Here is a 21,466-nt window from a genome sequence, read left to right as displayed (position 1 = left end):
GACCGGTCAGGAAGCCGTGCAGCCGGTGATCGTCACCCCGGTCGCCTGCCCCGTCCCGGTCAGCCCGAACGTGGTGCTGCCCGCCGGGGCCAGCGCGCCGTTGTGCGCGGCGTTCACGACCGTCCCCGAGGCGTAGGTCCCGTTCCACACGCTGGAGATCGTGGTGCCGGACGCGGTCGTCAGCGCGACCTTCCAGCCCCGCGTGGCCGCCGTCCCGGAGTTGGTCACGGTGACCTCCCCCTGGTAGCCGCCCTGCCAGCTGTTGACCACGCGCAGCACCGCCGCGCACCCGGCGTCACCGCCACCACCGCCCGGCGGGGTCGTCGCGCTGCGGGAGGCCGAGGCCGCCGAGGTGTTGCCCGCCGCGTCCCTGGCCCGCACCGAGTAGCTGTAGGTGGTGCCGCCGCTGAGCCCGGTGTCCACGTAGGAGGTCGTGGCGCTCGTGCCGACCTTCGCGCCGCCCCGGTACACGTCGTACCCGGTGACGCCGACGTCGTCGGTCGCGGCCTGCCAGCTCAGCGCGACCGACGAGGCGGTGGTCGTGCCGATCGCCAGCCCGGTCGGCGCGGTCGGGGCCGCGGTGTCGCCGGGGCCGCCGCCGTCGCCGTAGCGCTGGGCGAGGCTGATGCCGGTGGTGGAGCCCTCGCCGCCGAGCGGCACCTGGTGGTCCAGGCTCACGAACTTGCCTGCGTGCTGCCACAGCGCGGGCTTGAGCAGCGCGTACTTGGCCGCGTCCCAGGTCTTCCAGTCGTCGAGCAGCAGCCCGCCGGTGTCGCCGGAGTTCGGGTTGAGCGCCCAGAACGTCTGGTGCAGCCCCTCCTCCACGATCAGGTCGCGCAGCGCGGCCATCCACCGGTCCTGCCGCTCGTCCTCGCCGAGCCGCCCGCCCCACTCGCCGATCAGCAGCGGCGCGGCGCCCTGCTCGTGCAGGTACAGCCAGTTGGGCCGCCACACGTCGGTGATCAGCGACTCCTTGGTGAACGGCTTGTCGAACCACGGCTGGTTGAACACCAGGGGGCCGTAGTCGTGCGGGGAGTAGACGAGCTGGTCCTGGTTCGCGCCCAGGTTCACCGGGTGCTCGGCGACGCCGCGCAGGTTGCCGCCCCACCAGGTGTGGAAGTAGTTGGGCGTGCGGTCGGGGTTGGTGTCCGGCGCGTCCCAGCCCTTGCCGGGGCGCGGGTAGACCTCGTTGCCCTCGCACAGCACCAGCAGTTCGGGGTTGATCGCGAGGATGCGGCGGCCCGCGGTCTCGCAGGTGTGCTTCCAGTTGTCGACGTCGGTCGAGCCGTCCCACTTGGCGCGCGGCGAGTCGCCGGGACCGCCGTGGGGCTCGTTCTTGACGTCGACGGCGATGATCGTGTCGTTGTCCTCGTACCGCGCGGTGACCCACTCCCAGGTGGAGTAGAACACCTCCGGCGTGACCGAGCCCTTGTACCAGACGGGGTGCACGTGGCCGGAGTTGTCGGCCTCGGCGCTGTGCACGTCCAGCAGCACCTTGAGCCCGAACCGCTCGCACAGCCGCAGCCAGAAGTCGAAGATCTGGAGGTTGTTCATCCCCGCCAGCTCGGGGTTCGCGTAGTCGTTGATGTTCGGCTTGGCGACGGTCCTGCCCTCCTTCCACTCCTGCAGCAGCTGGGTGGACACGGGCACGCGCACCAGGTTGACGCCACGATCGGCCATCGCCTTGGTGATCTCGGTGATGTTGGCCGACCACAGGCCGTGGAAGACGCGCTCGGTGGCGTTGAAGCCGAACCAGTTGGCTCCGGTGAGCTGGACGCGGTTGCCCGCCGCGTCGACGATCCGGTTGCCCTGGACGTGCAGCCAGTCCTTGGCGGGCGGTGCGGCGGAGGCGGCGGGCGGGGCGAGCGCGGAGGCCGCGAGGGTGGCGGCGACCAGCGGGACGGCCGCGAGCGCGGCCAGCCACCGCCGTCCGCGCCCGTGGGTGGGTGACAGCACTGTCATCCTCCGGGGTTCGGGTGACGTGGGGGAGGTTCTGGGAGCGCTCCCAGAATGACTGATCAGGGCCGCTGGGAGAAGACCGCAGTCACGGACGGGCTTCGGGGCCCGGCGCGGGTCGGCGGAGGACGTCGCGCGGCTCCGCCGACCCGCCGGGCGCTCCCGGCGGCCCCTGCGCGCCGGGAGGCGCGGCGGCGCCCCGCACCTGGGACGAGCCAGGGGCGGGGCGCCGGTCGCGGGGGTGGGGCGGAGTCACGAGCAGGCGGCGCCGTTCAGCGTCGGCGACGAGAACGGCGGTGCGCCGCCACCGTAGTTCGCGTTGTACCCGGCGGTCACCCGTCCGCCGGACGCGAGCGCTCCGTTCCAGGCGGTGTTCACGACCCGGACCCCGTCGCCGGTGTCGGTCCACGTCCCGTTCCACCCCTGCGTGACGGTCACACCGGGCGCGGAGAACTCCAGGGTCCACGAGGAGATCGCGGGCCCCCTGTTCTCCACGACGACCTCTCCGGTGAACCCGCCGTTCCACTGGCTGACCACGCGGTGCGTCACCGCGCAGCCGCCGCCGGGGTTGCCCCCCGGCGTGGTGGTCGTCGTCGTGGGCACGGGCCCCGCCGCGACCGCCAGGTCGTACGCGCGCTGCGGCACGAACTGCCCCGCGCTCGCGATGCACCCGTCCGCCTCGCCGACGATCTTGACCCACAGGAAGGCGTCGATCTGCGAGTCGCCGGTGTTCTTCGTGCTGGGCGTGCCGATGGCGCGACCGGGCGGGTCGCACCACTCGCTGCCGAGCGGCCCGTTGCCGTTGCGGCTGGTGTCGATGACGGCCTTGAGCCTGCCGTCGCCCAGCGCGTTCAGGATCGCCTTGGTGTAGGAGACCTCGGCCTGGGTGGCGCGGTAGTTGGAGACGTTGCTGGCGATGCCGTCGGAGCTGCCGGACACGTCGGCCCCGCGCAGCCGGTTCGCGGCCTCGGCGGGCGCGAGCCAGTCGGAGTTGCCGATGTCGAAGTAGACCTTCGCCTGCCCGGAGCCGGACTTGAGCTTGCGGCCCGCGTAGGACATCGACGCCTTGGTCTGGTTCTGCTGGTCCGCGCTCTGGCAGTTGGACATGATCGGCAGCACGTCCGGTTCCAGGATGATCGACGCCGGTCGTCCGCCGAGCCCGGCCGCGACCTCGTCCACCCACGCCCGGTAGGCCTGGTGGGACGGCGCGCCGCCGCCGCTGGCGCCGCCGCAGTCCCGGTTGGGGATGTTGTAGACGACCAGGATCGGGATCTTCCCGGCCGAGGCCGCCGCGCCCACGAAGGCGCTGACCTCCGAGCGCACGGTCGAGGTGTTGGTGGTGGTGAACCACTTCGCCTGCGGCACCGAGGCGACCCGGTCGCGGATGACCGCCGCGCGCGAGTCGTTCGGGTTGGCCGCCACCCACCTCGCGCTGGAGCTCCCCGGATCGGTGTAGAACGCCGAGTCGGCGGCGGTGGCGGTCTGCCCGCCCCCGGTCACCAGGACGGCCGCGCCCGCCACGAGCGCGGCGGAGAACGCGCACGCTGCTGCTTTCCCGATACTCGCCATTGAGCTCCCTCTCGCGGTGCGTCTCGCCCGAGTCGGACCCAACCAGGCGGGGACAACGGGCGTCAACGCGCTCACCGGAAAGCTAAAGTTGTTAGCGCTATCTTTAGCTCGATCATTTCCCCGGCCAAATACCAGGTCACCGACTCACCGGCTTGACGTGCAGGTTGGGAGCGCTCCCCGAAATTTTTACCTCGTTCGGCCCACTGCGGCAGGGGAGCGGCAAAAGTCTTCTTGTGAACGCGCACATCAAATGCCAGACTCCTGCTCGCCGCCCCGTTCCCGTCCCCCACCACCACGGCGCGCCGGGTGGTCCTCGGAAGGTGTGGAAGATGGAGCTGACATCGAGGTCAGTGTCCCGAGCCGGGTTCGGCGCGGTGGCGCTGGCCGCCGCGCTCGGAGCCACCCTGCTCGTGAGCACCCCCGCCAGCGCCGCCACGACCCTGGGCGCCGCAGCCGCCCAGACCGGCCGGTACTTCGGCGCGGCCGTCGCGGCGGGCAGGCTGAACGACTCGACCTACGTGAACATCCTGAACCGCGAGTTCAACTCGGTCACCGCCGAGAACGAGATGAAGTGGGACGCCACCGAGCCCAACCGCGGCCAGTTCAACTACACCGCCGGTGACCGGATCCTCAACCAGGCGCTCAGCAACGGCAAGCGGGTGCGCGGGCACGCCCTGCTGTGGCACCAGCAGCAGCCGGGCTGGGCGCAGAGCCTGAGCGGGTCAGCCCTGCGGCAGGCCGCGCTCAACCACGTCACCCAGGTCGCCACCCACTACCGGGGCAAGATCCACTCCTGGGACGTGGTGAACGAGGCGTTCGCCGACGGCGGCTCCGGAGGCCGCCGGGACTCGAACCTCCAGCGCACCGGCAACGACTGGATCGAGGCCGCGTTCCGCGCCGCCCGCGCGGCCGACCCCGCCGCGAAGCTGTGCTACAACGACTACAACACCGACGGGATCAACGCGAAGTCCACCGGGATCTACACCATGGTGCGGGACTTCAAGTCGCGCGGCGTGCCGATCGACTGCGTGGGCCTCCAGTCGCACCTGACGAACAACGCGCCGTCGGACTACCAGGCCAACATCAAGCGCTTCGCGGACCTGGGCGTGGACGTGCAGATCACCGAGCTGGACATCGCGGGCTCCAACCAGGCCAACGCCTTCGGCGCGGTGACCCGCGCGTGCCTGGCCGTGCCGCGCTGCACCGGCATCACCGTGTGGGGCATCCGCGACACCGACTCGTGGCGCGGCGGCGAGAACCCGCTGCTGTTCGACGGCAGCGGCAACAAGAAGGCCGCCTACACCTCGGTGCTGAACGCGCTGAACGCGGGCGGCACGACCGTGCCGGGCGAGACCCCGCCGACCACCACTCCCCCGACCACCCCGCCCACCACGACGAACCCGCCGCAGCCGGGCGGCTGCACGGCGTCGGTGTCGGTGAACTCGTGGGAGGGCGGTTTCGTCGCCACGGTCAAGGTGACCGCCGGGTCGAGCGCGCTGAACGGCTGGAAGGTCACCACCGCGCTGCCGTCGGGCACGTCGGTGACCGGCTCGTGGAGCGCGAGCGGCAGCGGCACGTCCGGCACGGTGGACTGGACCAACGTCGCCTACAACGGGGCCGTCGCGGCGGGCCAGTCGACCGAGTTCGGCTTCCAGGGCACCGGGAGCGCCGCCGGTCTCTCCCCGGCCTGCGCGGCGAGCTGAGGCGGCCGTGCGCGCCACGACCCACCCCACGAGGCGCACCAGGAGCGGCCTGGTCGCGCTGGTGGTCCTGGCGCTGGCCGTCACCGCGTTCAGCGCGGTGACGGCCGGCCCCGCCAGGGCGGACAACCCGGTGGTGCAGCACGTCTACACCGCCGACCCGGCGCCCCTGGTCCACAGTGGACGGCTCTACCTGTACACCGGCCACGACGAGGACGGCTCGACCTACTTCACCATGAAGGAGTGGCGGGTCTGGTCCACCACCGACATGGTGAACTGGACCGACCACGGCTCGCCGATGAACGTGGGCACCTTCGCGTGGGCCAGCAAGGACGCCTGGGCCGGGCAGGCGGTGGAGCGGAACGGGAGGTTCTACTGGTACGTGCCGGTGGTCAACCGGGCGACCGGGCGCATGGCCATCGGCGTCGGGGTCTCCGACAGCCCGACCGGACCGTTCCGCGACGCGATCGGCCGCCCGCTGGCGGAGAACGGCGAGATCGACCCGTCGGTGTTCATCGACGACGACGGCCAGGCGCACCTGTACTGGGGCAACCCGAACCTGTGGCACGCGCGCCTGAACCCCGACATGGTCTCGCTGGCGAGCGCGCCCGCGCAGATCCCGCTGACCACCGCCGGGTACGGCGCGCGCACCGGGAACGCCCAGCGCCCCACCCTCTACGAGGAGGGGCCGTGGGTCTACAAGCGGGGCGGGCTGTACTACAACGTGTTCGCCGCGCAGTGCTGCTCGGAGTTCCTCGCCCACTCGACCGCGCCGACGCCCACCGGGCCGTGGACGTACCGGGGCGTGGTGATGCCGACGCAGGGCAGCAGCTTCACCAACCACGCGGGGGTGATCGACTACAAGGGCGGCTCGTACCTGTTCTACCACAACGGCGCCCTGCCGGGCGGCGGCGGTTACACCAGGTCGGTCGCGGTGGAGAGGTTCACCTACAACGCGGACGGCACGATCCCCAGGACGGGCATGTCCACCTCGGGCCCGCCGCCCGCCGACACGCTGAACCCGTACGCGCGGCAGGAGGGCGAGACGATCGCGTGGGGCAGCGGGGTGGAGACCGAGGTGTCCGGCGAGGGCGGCATGAACCTGAGCCACCTGGAGAACGGCGACCACGTCAAGGTCCGCTCGCTGGCGTTCGGCGCGGGCGCCCGGACGTTCACCGCGCGCGTCGCCTCCGCGACGTCGGGCGGCGCGCTGGAGCTGCGCACGGACGGCCCGACCGGCCCGGTGGCCGGCCGCTGCACCGCGCCGGGCACGGGCGGCTGGCAGACCTGGACCACGGTGTCCTGCTCGGTGAGCGGGTTGACCGGGACGCGTGACCTGTACTTGCGGGCGGCGGGCGGGAGCGGCTACCTGTTCAACGTCGACTGGTGGCGGTTCACCGCGTGACCACTCCCCCGTGCGGCGCAGGCGAGCCTGCACCGCACGGGGGCGCGCGTCGGCTTTCGCCGACCTTCACCGCTGTTCACACAAGTTCCTCATATCGAACACCCATCGAACGCCCAGCCTCGCTCCCTAGCTTCGGCGGTTCCGGACTGACACCCACGACCCCACAGCGAGGTGGACGTGCACGACGACGACGAACCGATCGGAACCCTGCTGGGCAGGCGCCAGGCGTTGACCCTCCTGGGCGCCGCAGGCGCAGCCCTGACGCTGGCCGGCGCCACCTCCGCAGCTCCCGGCGAGGTGACCCCCGAGCTCGACTGCGTGGCCCGCCCGGACCAGACCGAGGGCCCGTACTTCGTGGACGAGAAGCTCAACCGCTCCGACATCAGGTCGGACCCGTCCACCGGCGCGCTCTCCCCGGGCATCCCCCTCACCCTCTCCTTCACCGTGCTCCAGATCCAGTCCGCGACGTGCCGCCCCCTCCCCGGCGCGGTCGTGGACCTGTGGCAGTGCGACGCGCTCGGCCTGTACTCCGACATCCCGTCGGAGGGCTCCAGCGGCCGGAAGTTCCTGCGCGGCCACCAGGTCAGCGACAGCACGGGCCTGGCGAGGTTCGTGACGATCCTGCCCGGCTGGTACCGGGGCAGGACGATCCACCACCACTTCAAGATCCGGACGACGGGCGCGAACGGCGGCGCGTACGAGTTCACCTCGCAGCTGTACCTGGAGGAGGCTTTCAAGGCGGCGTACCTGAAGCAGCCCCCGTACAACACCAAGGGCACCCCGGACACCACGAACGCCCGCGACGGCATCTACGCCCAGGGCGGCAGCCAACTCCTGCTGAAGCCGACCGGTTCGACGAGCGCCGGGTACGCGGCGAACTTCGCGATCGGGCTGGACCTGTCGGACACGGGCGTGGGGGCGCCCGACTAGCCGGGAAGGCGGCGGACCGGCGGCGGACAGCGCACCCCGCCGCCGGTCCGCCGCTGGCTGCCCCGCCTGCGCCCCTATGCTCCCGCCCATGAGCGTGTCGGTGACCTGGGACCAGGTGCGGTCGTGGCGGCTGGGCAGGCAGTTCCTCGACCCGCGTACCACCGTGACCGCCGGGGAGGTCGTGGAGCGGTTGTGCGGGGTGCAGGCGCAGGTCGCGTCGGCGGCCGAGTTCGCCGTCGCGACGCGCACCGGCGCCGCGGGCGAGGTGGCGCGCGACCTGGTGTCCGGCGCGCTGGTGAAGACCTGGGCCGCGCGCGGCACCCTGCACCTGCTGCGCCCCGACACCGCCCCCGACGTGCTCTCCCTGCTCGCCTCGGCACGAACCTGGGAGCGCCCGTCCTGGCAGAGGGCGTTCGGCGCGACCCCCGCCCAGGTCGCCGCCCTCGCCGACGCGGTCGGCGCGCTGCTCGCCGACGGGAGAACCCTGTCCCGCGAAGAACTGGCGACCGCGCTCGCCGCCGACCCGCGCTTCACCGCCCTCGCCGACCAGCTCCGCTCCTCCTGGGGCGCCCTGCTGAAAACCCTGTCCTGGCAAGGGGTCCTGCGCCACGCGCCCCCGGAGGGCAACCGGGTCGCGTTCACCGCCCCGCCGTGGCGAGCACTCCCCGACCCGGCCGAAGCCGCCCCCCGCGTGATCACCGCCTACCTGGGCGCGCACGGCCCGGCCACCCCGGAGGCGTTCGACGCCTGGCTGCTGCGCGGCGCCCTGCGCAAACCGGTGCTGCGCAAGTGGTTCGCGGACCTGGGCGACCGCCTGGTGACCGTCGACGTCGAAGGCCGCACCACCCACCTCCTCGCCGAGCACGCGGACGGCCTCGCCACCACCGAACCCACCACGTCGGTCCGCCTGCTCGGCCCGTTCGACCAGCACGTCCTGGGCCCCGGCACCGCCGACCCCGCCCTGCTCGCCCCCGAGCACCGCCCCCTGGTCAGCCGGGCGGCGGGCTGGATCTCCCCGGTGGTCGTGGTGGACGGCCGCATCACCGGCACCTGGGCCATCGACGACCGCACCGTCACCGTCACCCCGTTCCCCGGCCACCCCCACCCGGACCCGAGAGCCCTGCGAGCCGAGATCGAGCACGTCGCCCGCGCGGGCGGTCACGACGCGCTCGCGGCGGGCTAGACCAGGCCGGTGGGGGGGCGCCGCACCGCTCGGCGGGCGCCCCCGGTCACCGGTCAGCCGAGCTGGGTGCGGGCGATGCGCAGCGGCCCGATCTCCACGGTCGAGTTGGCGGGCAACGCCGACACCACGAGCAGGACCAGCACCACCAGCGCCCCCAGCACGACGAGCAGCCGCAGAACTACGGCCCAGCTAGTCAGAACCGATCGGCCCAGGCGAAGCAGCGGCCCTCCGCCCGGCGCGTCACGGCGGCTGGTCGGCGCGCATATGCCCCTCCGGGATGGCGTTCGCCGACCACGGCGTCCTATCGTCCTCACATCACGACCTTTCTGACGGGTTGACCAGCGGGGCGGCCGAGACGCCTGCGAGCAGCACGGCCACCCCGCCGAGAGGACTCCCCCGCGGGAGTCCGCGTCAGGCGGGACGTGTCGGGACCGTTGACGCGGTTCCGGATTCGCCAACGGGCGGCCCACCGGGGCCGCCCGTTGCGCATTGTCCGCCTGACTCCGATTCCAGACGCTAGGCCCGATTCCGCACGAGGCACACGCGCCAGCGACCACCGGGCCTCTCCGCACGACGAATGGCGAACGGACTCCAGCAGGGCCTATCAGCCTCGCCGATACACCACCAGCGCGTCCAACGGCCCACGCGACCCCGGCCACCATGAGCGAGCCGAGGAGGGCGTTCCGCCCACCCCCCACCTGAGGGGTCTCCTGACACCCGCGCCGACCTGCGTCAACCCCTAGTCCACTGTGGATTACCGCGCCCGATCGCGCTTCAATGGGCTCCCCTGCCAACCGAGGAGAACACGCGTGCCCAAGATCGTGCCGGGTCTGGTGGTGGCCGTGGCCGCCACCGGCGTCCTCGCGGCCCCCGCGAGCGCCGCCATCACCGGTCCCACCGTGACCAGCACCGCCACCACCGTCACCTTCGAGGTCGGCCGCACCGGGACGCCCGCGTTCTCGCGCGTCTACGTCGACACCGACCGCAGCGCGGCCACCGGCTACGCGCAGGGCGGGATCGGGGCGGACTACCTGCTGGAGAACGGTTCCCTCTACCGCCACAACGGGGGCGGCTGGGCGTGGACGCAGGTGCGCGCGGTGCCGTTCACCTCGTCCGGCAGCATCGCGCGGTGGACCGTCGAGCGGGCCGACCTCGGCGAGCAGGCGAGCCCGAACGACGTCGACGTGGTGTTCCAGGTCGAGGCCCCCGTGGAGACCTCGGCGAAGGTCACCCACACCTACACCGGGGGCGCGGGCGGCTCGGTCGCCTACCAGCCGTCGACCGCGAACGTCCCCAACCCGGAGCGTGGTCTGTACCACCACACGGGCGACTGCGACAAGGCCGACCTCTCCGCCGACGCGCTCCGCAAGCACCGCACCGAGCAGGGCATCACGCTCGCGATGTGCGTGTTCTACCTGGCCGAGTACCGCTCGTCGCCGATCGCGCAGACCGCGCTCGACCGCCTGCAGCGCCAGTTCGACGCCGCACGGGTCGCGGGCGTGAAGCTGGTGCTGCGCTTCGCCTACACCGCCTCGGAGTCCGGCGAGGACGCGCCGAAGGACCGGGTGCTGGCGCACATCGACCAGCTGACCCCGCTGCTGCGCGCGAACGCGGACGTGACCGCCGTGGTGCAGGCGGGGTTCGTCGGCGCGTGGGGCGAGTGGTACTACACCAGGAACTTCGGCAACGCGGGCGTCGTCTCCGCGACCGACCAGGCCAACCGCAAGGCGGTCGTGGACAAGCTCCTGACCGCGCTCCCGGCGAACCGGGCGGTGCAGCTGCGCACGCCGAAGTTCAAGCGGGCCCTGTACGCGGGCGGCAACACCAGGGTCGGCCACCACAACGACTGCTTCCTGGCCAGCGACACGGACTTCGGCACCTACGAGGACCCGGCGACCGAGCACCCGTACCTGGAGGCGGAGACCAGGTCGCTGCCGATGGGCGGCGAGACCTGCGCGGTGAACCCGCCCCGCACCGACTGCCCGACCGCGACCGCCGAGCTGTCCCGCTTCCACTGGACGTACCTGAACACCGACTACCAGCAGGACGTGCTGCGCGCGTGGTCGGCGCAGGGCTGCCTGGCGGAGGTCACGACCAAGCTCGGCTACCGCTTCACCCTGCGCGACTCGGTGTTCCCCACGACGACCACCAGGGGCGCCGCCCTGCCCGTGCGGGTGAACCTGACCAACGACGGCTACGCCGCGGCGGTGAACCAGCGCACCGTGAACCTGGTGCTGCGCAACACCACCACCGGCGCCCTCACCCGCCTCCCGCTCACCGCGGACCCCCGGACCTGGCTGCCCGGCGCCCGGACCATCGCTCAGGACGCCCAGATCCCGCCGTCGCTCGCGACGGGCACGTACGCGCTCCTGCTGGAACTGGCCGACCCGGCCCTGCCGGGCCGCCCGGAGTACTCGATCCAGACGGCGAACACCGGCCTGTGGGACGCGGCGACGGGGTTGACCGACCTGAAGCAGACGATCACGGTGTCATAGGGCGGCCACGGGGCGCGCCACGGAGGACGAGCGGCTCCGCCGGGCGCTGCTCGCCCTCGTGGCCCAGGCGCGGACCCTGACACCGCGCGATCGGCCTTTCCTACCGCCAACGCCGTCCTCCCGAGGTCGGCGAGGCGTTCTCGGTAACGCCGAAAAAGCGTTCCGCAACGTTTCCCCGAATGACCCGCAGAAATCGCCGGTGCGAATCCCCCGGACCTCGGGCGCTAGCGCCGATCCCCTTTCCGGTTAACTCATCTTCCGCTCTCCCCGAACGGGTCGACGGCCCGCTCCGGCTGCCCCGCGAGCAGCCGGTCGACCAGCGCCGTGACGAGGTCGCGCCGCTGGTCGTCGGTCAGCAGGTCCGGGAGGGTGAGGCGTTCCAGGACCAGCCAGTTGAGGGCCAGCCACAGCAGCGCCACGGTGGTGCCGTCGCCGGGCAGGCCGGAGGCCGCGTGGTGCTCGGCGTTGAAGCGCAGGTCGGCGCGGACGCGGGCGGTCAGGACCTCGCGGAGCTCCGGGCTGCGGGCGGCTTCCAGGCGCAGTTCCAGCAGGGCGAGGAAACCGGTCGGGAAGGCCGAGACGCGGTCGACGAGGGCGTGCGTCAGCTCGGTGACGCGGGCCCGGTCGCGCGGGCCGTCCAGGGTCTCGGTCAGCAGGGCCTGGTCGAGCAGTCGCTGGTAGACCCGCTCGCCCGCCCCGGTGAGGATCTCGGCGCGCCCGGCGAAGTAGTTCGACGCGGTGCCGGCGGGCACGCCTGCCCGCTGGTCGACCGCCCGGAACGTGAGCCCCCGCGCGCCGTCGCCCGCCAGCACCTCGACGGCGGCGTCGAGCAGCGCCGCCCGCCGCTCCGGGTTGCGTCGCGCCATTGACACCACTCCAAACGTAGTACTACGGTCCAAACCACTTCAAGCAGAGTACTACGACCGTAGTGGTCGAGACGAGGGGGAAGCCCGTGCGCAAGCTCGTGTACTTCATCGCGGCGAGCATCGACGGCGTGATCGCGGGCCCGGAGGGCGAGTACGACTTCTACCCGACCGCCGAGCCGATGGTCGAGCACCTGCGCGCCGAGTACCCCGAGACCACGCCCACCCACGTCCGCCCGCTCGTCGGGATGCCCCTGGACACCCCGAACAAGCGCTACGACACGGTCCTGATGGGCCGGGGCAGCTACCAGCCCGCGCTCGACGCGGGCGTCACCAGCCCGTACGCGCACCTGCGCCAGCACGTCGTCTCCCGCTCCCTGCCCGAGACCGCCGACCCGGCCGTCACCCTGGTGCGCGCCGACCCGGTCGGCCTGGTGCGGGACCTCAAGCGGGAGGACGGCCTGGACGTGTGGCTGTGCGGCGGCGCGGACCTGGCCGGGCAGCTGCTCCCGGAGATCGACGAGCTGGTGGTCAAGACCTACCCGGTGGTCGCGGGCGGCGGGACCCCGCTGTTCCGCGCCGGTTTCGCCCCGCGCGCGTTCACGCCGGTGGACGTGCGCGCGTTCGACCACGGCGGCGTGGTCACCACCTACCGCCCGGCCTGACGGGCGTGCCACCGCCCCCTGCGGGCCGGCAGCGCACCGGCCAGCAGGGCGGCGGAGGTGGACGCGAGCAGGACGGCGGCTTCCGCCCCGGCCGCGCCGCCGGGGTAGGACAGGTCCGCGATCAGCAGCGAGACCGTGAACCCCTCCACGCCGGACAGCGACACCCCCGCCGAGGTCAGCGCGAACACCGGGAGCGCGATCCCGGCGCTGAACGGCCGCAGCGCCTCCTCGGCCCGGCGCGCGGGGTCCTGCGCCTCACCGGGACGCGGGCGGGCGCGCATCAGCAGCCCGAACACCACCAGCCCCACCGCCGCGCCCGCGAGCGCGAGGAGGTCCAGGTCCGAGGTGCGGGCGACCGCGATGACCAGCACCGCGCACACGTCGTCCACGGCCGCCAGGGTGAGCAGGAACGCGCGCAGCGCGGCGGGCAGCGACGCCCGACCACCGCGAGCACGGCCAGCGCGAACGCGATGTCCGTGGCCACCGGCACGCCCCACCCGGCGCCCGCACCGCTGGGCGCGGCGACCGCGAGGAAGAGCAGCACGGGCGCCACGACCCCGCCGACGGCCGCCCCCACGGGCAGCAGCGCGCGCACGGTCAGCGGTCCGAGCGGGTGGGAGGTCAGGGCCTCGCAGGAGTGGGACAGGGGCGAGTTCGCCCACAGCGGCGCGACGGCGGTGGCCGCGATGAGCAGGAAGCCGCCGAGCGCGTCGGAGGAGCGCAGGGCGGAGGTGGTCCGCGCGAGGACGGACATGGGTGAGGTCTCCGGAGCAGCACGAGGGGCACGGCGAACGCGCGCCGGACCTCCCCCGCTCGCACCGAATTCCGAGCCACCACCGTACCCGCGCACCTGCCCTGGGGTCGTGCGATGCCAGACACCTCCACCACCACCAGGGCCGCGTACGACGCCGTCGCCCACCGCTACGCGGACCTGTTCAGCGACGTCCTCAAGTCCCTCCCCCTCGAACGCGCCCTGCTGTCCGCGTTCGCCGAACTCCTCGGCCCCGGCGCCCGCGTGGCGGACCTCGGCTGCGGCCCCGGCCACCTCACCGCGCACCTGCGCGCGCTCGGCCTGTCCGCGTTCGGCGTCGACCTGTCCCCCACGATGATCACCATCGCCCGCGAGGCGAACCCGGACCTGGAGTTCGCCGAGGGGTCGATGGCGCAGCTCGACCTCCCCGACGATTCCCTCGCCGGAATCCTGGCGTTCTACTCGGTGATCCACACCCCGCCCGCCGAACTCCCGCCCGTGCTCGCCGAGTTCCACCGGGTGCTGGAACCGGGCGGTCACCTCATGCTCGGTTTCTTCGCGGGCGACGATCCGGAACCGCGGGCTTTCGACCACAAAGTCGTGACCGCCTACCGCTGGTCCCCCGACGCCCTGCTGGCGCTGCTGCGGGAGAGCGGTTTCACCGAGGTGGCCGGGATGGTGCGGGAACCGCAGGTCGGCGAGCGCTTCCAGCAGGCGCAACTGCTGGTCCGCGCACCCGCCGCCCCCTGACCCGAACCCCAGTCGCGCACGCCGGGTCGGCGGTTGTCAAAACCCCCGACCGTGACATTCCACTTCCCTGAGCACGCCCCCGCGATGGGTACAGTGGAACTCCTGCGTGTTGCGCGCCGAATCGGCGCGGGCAGTTCCCAGGAGGAGCGGCACACGATCATGGGTTGTGGATTGGTTATTCCGCGGACGGCCGCCGCGCGCGCCGCCCGGTTCGGCGGTGGGGCGTGACCGAGGCCTTCACGTGGGAGACCGACGAGGACATCAAGCTGGCGGCCACGCTGCGCCGCGACGCGGAGGCGGCGAACGCGGCCGACTCCACCCGCGCCTACCTCAAGGCGATCGGCCGGGTGCGGCTGCTGACCGCCGACCAGGAGGTGGAGCTGGCCAGGCGGGTGGAGGCCGGCCTGTACGCCGAGCACCTGCTGGACCTGCCGCCCGCGGCGCGCGGGTCGCGGCGGCCGATCGAGCTGCGGCGGGTGGTGCGGGACGGGCAGCGCGCCAAGGACCACCTGCTGGAGGCGAACCTGCGGCTGGTGGTGAGCATCGCCAAGCGGTACACCGGCAAGGGCATGGCGCTGCTCGACGTCATCCAGGAGGGCAACCTGGGCCTGGTGCGCGCGGTCGAGAAGTTCGACTACGCCAAGGGGTTCAAGTTCTCCACCTACGCCACCTGGTGGATCCGCCAAGCGATCACGCGCGCGCTGGCCGACCAGTCGCGCACCATCCGGCTGCCCGTGCACATGGTGGAGGTCGTCACCAAGCTGGCGCGCGTCGAGCGGGACCTGCTGCACCGCAACGGGCGCGAGGCGACCGCCGAGGAGGTCGCGGTCGAGCTGGACGTGACGCCGGAGAAGGTCGTGGAGCTGCGGCAGCACGCGCGCACGCCGGTGTCGCTCGATCAGACGATCGGCGCGGAGGCCGACACCTCGATCGGGGACCTGATCGCGGACGAGAACGCGGTGGCCCCGCTGGAGGCGGTCAGCTCGGCGCTGCTGTCGGCGGACCTGCGGGCGGTGCTGGACACGCTGACGCCGCGCGAGGCGGGCGTGGTGCGGATGCGGTACGGCTTCCCGGACGGGGTGCTGCACACGCTGGAAGAGGTCGGGCGGGTGTACGGGGTCACGCGGGAGCGCATCCGGCAGATCGAGTCGCGCACCATGGCGAAGTTGCAGCACCCGGCGCGCTCGCGCGGGCTGGAGGGCTACCTGGACTGAGGGGGCGCGGAGCACGCGCCCCCTCGGTCCGAGCCGTCAGAACACGTCCGTCGCGTACCGCCCCTCGGCGCGGAGCGCGTCCAGCCACCCGGCGCCGGAACCGATGCGCGCCAGAACCTCCTCCACCGCGGGGCCCATCCGCGTCGCGTCGCCGCAGAGGTGCACGCGCGCCGGCGTCCACCAGCTCGCGCACCCGGTCCCGCCGCTGCCACAGCCGGTGCTGCACGTGGCGGACGTCGCCGTCGGGGTGGCGCGAGTAGGCCCGGTCGACCTCCAGCCAGTCGCCGAGCCCGGCGAGCTCCTCCGCGTACAGGCCGTCCAGCTCGGGCCCCCGGCAGCCGAACAGCAGCAGCGCCGGGCCCGGTTCGCCGCCGAGCGCGGCCCGCGCCCGCAGGAAGCCCTGGAACGGCGCGATCCCGGTGCCCGCGGCGATCAGCACCACGGGGACGGCGGTGTCGGCGGGCGGGCGGAACGACTCCGGCGGTGACGCGATCCCCGCGGCCACCCCGGCGCTCGCGGGCGCGGACAGGTCGACGCACCGGGTCAGCAGCTCGTCCACGCGCAGCGCCCGCCCGACCGGCACCAGCCCGGTGGGCGCGCCCGACTCGACCGTCACGACCCGCTCCGCGCGCGTCCCGAGCCGCGCCACCGCCCGCCGCACCGGGTCGGGGTGGTTCTGCGGCAGCACGGACAGGTAGTCGCCGGTGCGGTAGGCCGTGCCCTCGGGCAGCCGCAGCTCCAGGTGCCGCTTGGACCCGGCGCCCGGTCCGCGCACCAGCTCCCGGTTCTCCAGCACGACCGCCGACGCGAGGTCGCCGAGGCCCTCCGCCGCGTCGGACTCGACCACGCGGAAGCGCGGCCCCACCCGCCCGACCTCGACCCCGCGCTCCGCCGACAGCAGCGGCCACAGCGGCTCGTACCAGCGCTCCCAGTCGCCGAAGAAGTCCGCGCGGGCGTCGGTGGCCCCGCGCTCGCGCAGCCGCCGGGCGCCCGCCGCCATGGCCTCGTCGATCAGGGTGGGCACGCGCTGGTAGGTGGCCGACCAGTCCCGGTTGCCGCAGCCGAGCACCAGGCAGTCCACTCCGGACAGATCGGGTCCGTCCTGCGTCGGCCACCGCACGAAGCGGGCCGCGTCGTCCGGCGGGGCGCCGTTGCAGGAGGAGCTGACGATCACCACCGGTCCCGTGGTGGGCAGCGCGCGCACCGCGTCGTCAAGGGGCGCGACGGAAACCGCCCGGCCGCGCGCCGTCCCGTCACCGGCGATCGTGCGCGCCAGGTCCTCGCCGCTGCCGCCGTTGAAGCCGTAGAACACGTGCAGCGGTGCGCCGTGCGCGATGACCTCAGGAGCCGGTTCCTCTTGCCGGGCAACGGGAACAGCGGCCTTCGGCCGATCGGCGCGCGGCCGGGCGCAGCAGCCGCGGGGTCTCGCGCAGCACCTGCCCGAGGTGGTCGGGCCGGGCCAGGTCCGCGAACCCCGGCACGCGGTCGCCGAGTACCTCGTCCACCGCCTCCTTGGCCTTGCACAGCACATCGGGGTGCGCCAGCAGCCGGTGCACGGCGAACGAGAGCAGGCCGGAGGTGGTCTCGTGGCAGGCGATCAGGAACGTGGCCAGCTGGTGGCGCACGCTCCGCGCCGACAGCCGCCCCCCGGTGACCGGGTCGGCGGAGGTGAGCATCCGCTCCAGCAGGTCGTCCGGCCGCTCCCCGGCGGGCAGGGCGGCGCGCGCGGCGACGAGCTCGTGGCTGGAGGCGAAGACCTGGCGCTGCCCGGCGAAGGTCAGCGCGACGATGCCGCCGTGCTCGCGGTGGCAGCGGTCGAGGAAGTCGACGTCGGTGTCCAGGTCCGAGGTGAGGACGTCGAGCAGGTTCCCACCAGGGGCAGGGGCTTGGGGCCGAAGAGTTGGCCAAGTGACCAAGTCAAACGACCTGGTCATATGGCCAGATTGTGAGGATGACCCCATGTCGACGGCACAGGACGCCAGGGCGGGCCGGAAGCACGTGAGCGCGGCCGTGCGGCGCGAGCAGCTCGTGGCCGCCGCGCTGCGCGTGATGAAGCGCGACGGGATCGCCGCCGCGACCACGCGCGCGATCTGCGCCGAGGCCGACATGCCGCACGGCGCGTTCCACTACTGCTTCCGCTCCAAGCAGGAGCTGCACACCGCGCTGCTCACCACGGGCCTGAACACCAGCCTGGACGCGGCGTGGCCGTCGATCTCGCCGGACCTGCCCGCCGTGGACAACGTCCGCACGATGCTGGACGCGTTCTGGACCGCGTTCCAGGCCGACCCGGAGGCGGAGCTGGTGCTGGGCGAGCTGGTCACCCTCGCCCGGCAGGAGCCCGAGCTGCGCGAGCTGCCCGCGTGGCAGCACCGCGAGTACGTCGCGAAGGCGGTCGCGCACCTGGACCGGCTCGCCGAGGAGGCCGGGTTCGACTACTCGGTGGACCGGGCGCTGCTGGCGGAGCTGGTGGTGTCGGTGCTGGACGGGGTCGCCTCGTCCTGGTTCTCGCACCGGGACGGGGAGCTGGCGAGGGCGTCGCTGGACCAGTTCGCCGTGATGTTCGCGACCCTGACCCGCTGAGCCCCGCGCACCCGCGGCGCGCGGGGCTCGACCGGCTGGGCGGTCGAGCCGCTCGCGGCGGCGGGTGCCCCGTTCGGACCACGGTGCGGCCGAGATCGTTTATCCCCCGGCGGGCACGGGTAGCCGCGCGCACCGGGCAGCCGCCCGGACGTCCGGACACACCTGCGCCCTGGAGGCAGGCATGACCGACACGACGACGCGCCACCGCACCCCGGTGCAGAACGCCGCTCTAGCGGTCGGCGCGGTGTTCCTGCTGGTGGGCATCGCCGGGTTCGTCCCCGGCCTGACCACGGACTACGACGACCTGGCGTTCGCGGGCCACCACTCGGACGCCGCGCTGCTGGGCGTGTTCAAGGTCTCCGCGCTGCACAACCTGGTGCACCTCGCGTTCGGCGCGGCGGGCATCGCCACCGGGCTGTCCAAGGCCCCGCGCGGGGCCCGCGCGTTCCTGATCGGCGGCGGCGCGATCTACGCGGTGCTGTGGCTGTACGGCGTGGTCGTGGACGAGCACAGCACGGCCAACTTCGTGCCCTTCAACGCCGCCGACAACTGGCTGCACCTCGGCCTGGCCGTCGGCATGATCGGCCTCGGCGCGGCGCTGGGCCGCAACGCGGCGCACTACCGCGCGGCGCAGTCCGACGACTGACCCGCCACCGGGGACGGGGGGCGACCGGAATCCCGGTCGGCCCCCGTCCGCGTTCCAGGGGGGGCGAGTCACGCGGGTTCAGGACCGGGCCGCGCGCACCCCGTCCCGCACCGCCCCCGTCACCCGGTGCGCCCCGCTCACCAGCGAGGTCACCAGCTCCCCCGGCCTGGGCGCCCGAGCCAGCAGCGCCGTCACCGGGCTGGACTCCAGCACCCGCCCCGGATACGACCCGTGCACCCGCCCGTCCTCGTCCACCGGCGAGTCCACGTTGTCCACGCCGTTGTCCGGCAGCTCCGACCGCATCCCCGACCGGCCGACCGCGCGCACCGACATCAGCGCGTCCGTGAGCGCCGGGAACAGCCGCTGCCCCAGGTAGAACGCGAGCGCCGCGTCACCCACCGGCACCTCGCGGCGGGGGCGTTCGGCGGCGCGCAGCACGGCCTCGGCGACCAGCTCCGGCGCGTACACCGGAGGCGGCGGCTCGGGCAGCGAGCCGACGCGGCTGCGGCAGTGCTCGAAGAACGGGCTGTTGATCGCGGCGGGCAGCACGGCGGTGACCGCGATCGGCTCGCCGTCGTGGGCCAGCTCCACCCGCAGCGCGTCGTAGAACGCCCGCACCGCCGCCTTGCTGGCCGCGTACGGGGCCTGGAGCGGCGCCGAGCGCAGCCCGAGCACGGACGCGACCCCGATCAGCACTCCTCCGCCCGCCCGGCGCAGCGCGGGCAGCGCGGCCTTGGCCCCGTGCACGTGCCCGAGGTAGTTGACCCGCATCACCCGGTCGAACTCCTCGGCGGGGGTGTCCTCCACCCGCCCGTATACGCCGATCCCGGCCGCGTTCACCCAGGTGTCCACCCGCCCGAACCGCTCCACCGCCACCTCGGCGACCGCGCGCACCGCGGCCTCGTCGGCGATGTCCGCCGTCACCGCGACCGCAGGCCCACCCGCGTCCCGGACCTCCTCGACCAGCCCGTCGAGCGCGCGGGTGTTGCGCGCCGCGCACACCACGCGCGCCCCCGCCGCCGCGAACCGCAGCGCGGTGACCCGCCCGATCCCCGACGACGCGCCCACCACGACGACGACCTGCTCCGCCAACCTCCTGGGCATGTGACCTCTCCGTCCCGGATCGTGAAATGCGGCGGGTACCCGGCGGGAGGCCGTCCACGCGTCCCGGAGGGATGGTCCGCGCGGACGGCGGGTGGTCCGGATCGGAGGCGGGTGGTCCGGGTCGGAGGCGGGTGGTCCGGATCGGAGGCGGGTGGTCCGGGTCGGAGGCGGGTGGTCCGGGTCGGAGGCGGGTGGTCCGGGTCGGAGGCGGGCCCTAGACCTCGGCAGTCCGATCAGCGCACGACCGACCCGCACGCGACCGACCAGGGCGGGGCCGTCCAGCACGCGACCGACCAGGGCGGGGCCGTCCAGCGCACGACCATCCAGCACGCGGCCGTCCGCCCCGGACCCGGACACCCGGCACCCCGCACGGCCCGCGCGGTCACACCGCCGCGACGCTCCGCGCGGCCTCCGCGATCTGCTCCAGGCGGGTCACCACCTCGCCCACCGGAGGCAGCGCGAGCACGGTCCGGCGCGCGTGGCGCGCCCTGGCGGTGAAACCGGGATCGGCCAGCACGGTCCGGCAGGCGTCCACCAGGTCGGCGGGCGAGCCGTCCACCACCCGCACGCCCAGCCCCAGCGCGGCGACCCTGGCGGCGTTGTGCGGCTGGTCGCCGAACAGCGGGGCGGCGACCATCGGCACCCCCGCCCGCACCGCCTCGCGCACGCTGTTGGCCCCGGCGTGGGTGACGAACAGCTGCGCGCACTCCAGCAGCAGCGGCTGGGGCGCCCGCTCGACCACGCGCACGTGCGGCGCGCCCGGCGGGACGCGGTCGACCGGGATGCCGCCGGTGGACACCACCGCGGCGCAGTCCACCTCGGACAGCGCGGCCACGAGGCCGCTCAGCGCCTCCACCGGGTCGGCGGCCAGCGCGGTCACGTCGTCGCGGCGCCAAGTGGCGGCCAGCGCGATGCCGACCGCCCCGTACACCAGCGGGCGGGACGGGTCCAGGTCTGCCAGCCACGCGGGCAGCGACCGGCCCTCGGGCGACGGCGGCCGGTAGGCCAGGCAGGGGCTGAGCGGGACGCCGAGCAGGGAGTACTCGCGCGGCAGGCAGTCGACGTGGCCGTGCCGGTGCGCGCTGAGCGGGTCGGCCGAGGTGGGCAGGTCCTGCTCGGCGCGGCGCTCGTTGAGCCGGGGCAGCACGGCGGCCGGGTCGAGCTGGTTCGTCGTGCCCGAGGGGACGGTCAGGCAGGGCAGCCCGCGCTCCTCCGCGACGAGCAGCCCGGCCAGCTCCATGCCGTCGCGCAGGACCAGGTCGGGCCGGAAGCGGTCGACGACGGGGCGCAGCCCGGCCAGCGCCTCCCGCAGCAGCGGCCTGCCCGCGATGACGTCGACGATCGCGTCGACGCCGGGGTAGTCGGTGCCCGGCCTGGCCGGTGGCACGACGCCCCCGAGCCGCTCCACCCAGAACCTCGCCTGGTCGGGCAGCGCCTCGACCGAGGGCAAACCGCTGCCCCGCAGGCCCGGTGCGGCGCTGGGGGCCGTGGCCACGAGCACCTCGTGCCCGGCGTCCAGGACCGCGCGCCCGAGCACGAGCATCTCGTGCGCGTGCGACGGGGCCCCGGTGACGGTGAACAGAACGCGCAACTGTCTTCCTCCGTGCTGGGGCCCGCCGCGCGGCGGGCCCCGGTGGTGAAGGGCCGCGGGTGCG

Annotated in this window: 16 protein-coding genes and 2 pseudogenes; 10 read left to right on the top strand and 8 right to left on the bottom strand. The window is 73.7% G+C overall.

Features of this window, described 5'->3' with window-relative positions:
• Window positions 1-6: 6 nt before the first annotated feature.
• Together AMIR_RS16080 and AMIR_RS16075 are read right to left on the bottom strand one after the other, a co-directional pair.
• Window positions 7-1,962: a cellulase family glycosylhydrolase gene (locus tag AMIR_RS16080; protein ID WP_084798901.1), complete on the bottom strand. Its 1,956-nt coding sequence runs from the start codon at window positions 1,960-1,962 to the stop codon at window positions 7-9.
• Between the two features lie 246 nt (window positions 1,963-2,208).
• The gene (locus tag AMIR_RS16075) at window positions 2,209-3,525 is read right to left on the bottom strand and encodes a glycoside hydrolase family 6 protein (protein WP_015802012.1); all 1,317 of its coding nucleotides are present in this window, start codon (window positions 3,523-3,525) and stop codon (window positions 2,209-2,211) included.
• A gap of 329 nt (window positions 3,526-3,854) precedes the next feature.
• Between AMIR_RS16075 and AMIR_RS16070 the strand changes: the two genes are divergently transcribed.
• From AMIR_RS16070 to AMIR_RS16050, 5 genes are all read left to right on the top strand, one after another.
• Window positions 3,855-5,228, top strand: a complete 1,374-nt coding sequence (locus AMIR_RS16070; RefSeq protein WP_015802011.1) for a glycoside hydrolase family 10 protein — start codon at window positions 3,855-3,857, stop codon at window positions 5,226-5,228.
• Window positions 5,229-5,235: 7 nt separating this feature from the next.
• Complete coding sequence (locus AMIR_RS16065) at window positions 5,236-6,630, top strand: glycoside hydrolase family 43 protein (RefSeq protein WP_015802010.1); 1,395 nt, start codon at window positions 5,236-5,238, stop codon at window positions 6,628-6,630.
• 177 nt (window positions 6,631-6,807) lie between these two features.
• Window positions 6,808-7,560, top strand: coding sequence for an intradiol ring-cleavage dioxygenase (locus tag AMIR_RS16060; RefSeq protein ID WP_015802009.1), 753 nt, complete (start codon window positions 6,808-6,810; stop codon window positions 7,558-7,560).
• Between the two features lie 88 nt (window positions 7,561-7,648).
• Window positions 7,649-8,743 (top strand): winged helix DNA-binding domain-containing protein, encoded by a 1,095-nt coding sequence (locus tag AMIR_RS16055; RefSeq protein ID WP_041837865.1) that lies wholly within the window; start codon window positions 7,649-7,651, stop codon window positions 8,741-8,743.
• 809 nt (window positions 8,744-9,552) lie between these two features.
• Complete coding sequence (locus AMIR_RS16050) at window positions 9,553-11,238, top strand: DUF4832 domain-containing protein (RefSeq protein ID WP_015802007.1); 1,686 nt, start codon at window positions 9,553-9,555, stop codon at window positions 11,236-11,238.
• Between the two features lie 251 nt (window positions 11,239-11,489).
• Here the strand turns inward: AMIR_RS16050 and AMIR_RS16045 are convergent, their stop codons facing one another.
• Window positions 11,490-12,104 carry a TetR/AcrR family transcriptional regulator gene (locus AMIR_RS16045; protein WP_015802006.1) on the bottom strand — a complete coding sequence of 205 codons (615 nt, stop codon included), beginning with the start codon at window positions 12,102-12,104 and terminating at the stop codon, window positions 11,490-11,492.
• 86 nt (window positions 12,105-12,190) lie between these two features.
• On the opposite strand from AMIR_RS16045, the gene AMIR_RS16040 reads away from it, so the two are divergent.
• Window positions 12,191-12,766, top strand: a complete 576-nt coding sequence (locus AMIR_RS16040; protein WP_015802005.1) for a dihydrofolate reductase family protein — start codon at window positions 12,191-12,193, stop codon at window positions 12,764-12,766.
• On the opposite strand, the pseudogene AMIR_RS37285 reads toward AMIR_RS16040, so the two are convergent.
• A pseudogene (locus AMIR_RS37285) lies at window positions 12,751-13,520 on the bottom strand (Na+/H+ antiporter NhaA). The gene AMIR_RS16040 and the pseudogene AMIR_RS37285 sit on opposite strands and share 16 nt — an antisense overlap.
• Before the next feature lie 114 nt (window positions 13,521-13,634).
• Here AMIR_RS37285 and AMIR_RS16025 point away from each other — a divergent pair.
• Complete coding sequence (locus AMIR_RS16025) at window positions 13,635-14,267, top strand: class I SAM-dependent DNA methyltransferase (RefSeq protein WP_015802004.1); 633 nt, start codon at window positions 13,635-13,637, stop codon at window positions 14,265-14,267.
• A 236-nt stretch (window positions 14,268-14,503) separates the two neighbouring features.
• Window positions 14,504-15,481, top strand: a pseudogene (locus AMIR_RS16020) (RNA polymerase sigma factor); the annotation flags it as partial.
• Here the strand turns inward: AMIR_RS16020 and AMIR_RS16015 are convergent.
• Window positions 15,387-16,793, bottom strand: a complete 1,407-nt coding sequence (locus AMIR_RS16015) for a flavodoxin domain-containing protein (protein ID WP_041836791.1) — start codon at window positions 16,791-16,793, stop codon at window positions 15,387-15,389. The pseudogene AMIR_RS16020 and the gene AMIR_RS16015 sit on opposite strands and share 95 nt — an antisense overlap.
• Before the next feature lie 28 nt (window positions 16,794-16,821).
• Window positions 16,822-17,397, bottom strand: coding sequence for a cytochrome P450 (locus AMIR_RS16010; protein ID WP_041836790.1), 576 nt, complete (start codon window positions 17,395-17,397; stop codon window positions 16,822-16,824).
• A gap of 43 nt (window positions 17,398-17,440) precedes the next feature.
• Between AMIR_RS16010 and AMIR_RS41105 the strand changes: the two genes are divergently transcribed.
• Window positions 17,441-18,061 (top strand): TetR/AcrR family transcriptional regulator, encoded by a 621-nt coding sequence (locus AMIR_RS41105; protein ID WP_041836789.1) that lies wholly within the window; start codon window positions 17,441-17,443, stop codon window positions 18,059-18,061.
• A 181-nt stretch (window positions 18,062-18,242) separates the two neighbouring features.
• Complete coding sequence (locus AMIR_RS16000; RefSeq protein ID WP_015802001.1) at window positions 18,243-18,707, top strand: DUF4383 domain-containing protein; 465 nt, start codon at window positions 18,243-18,245, stop codon at window positions 18,705-18,707.
• A 78-nt stretch (window positions 18,708-18,785) separates the two neighbouring features.
• On the opposite strand, the gene AMIR_RS15995 is transcribed toward AMIR_RS16000, so the two are convergent.
• Window positions 18,786-19,811 (bottom strand): SDR family oxidoreductase, encoded by a 1,026-nt coding sequence (locus AMIR_RS15995; RefSeq protein ID WP_015802000.1) that lies wholly within the window; start codon window positions 19,809-19,811, stop codon window positions 18,786-18,788.
• A 382-nt stretch (window positions 19,812-20,193) separates the two neighbouring features.
• Window positions 20,194-21,402, bottom strand: coding sequence for a glycosyltransferase (locus AMIR_RS15990; protein ID WP_015801999.1), 1,209 nt, complete (start codon window positions 21,400-21,402; stop codon window positions 20,194-20,196).
• Window positions 21,403-21,466 lie beyond the last annotated feature (64 nt).

The organism is Actinosynnema mirum DSM 43827 (assembly GCF_000023245.1).
Lineage (GTDB): Bacteria > Actinomycetota > Actinomycetes > Mycobacteriales > Pseudonocardiaceae > Actinosynnema > Actinosynnema mirum.
This window is presented reverse-complemented; position numbering and strand designations above follow the sequence as displayed.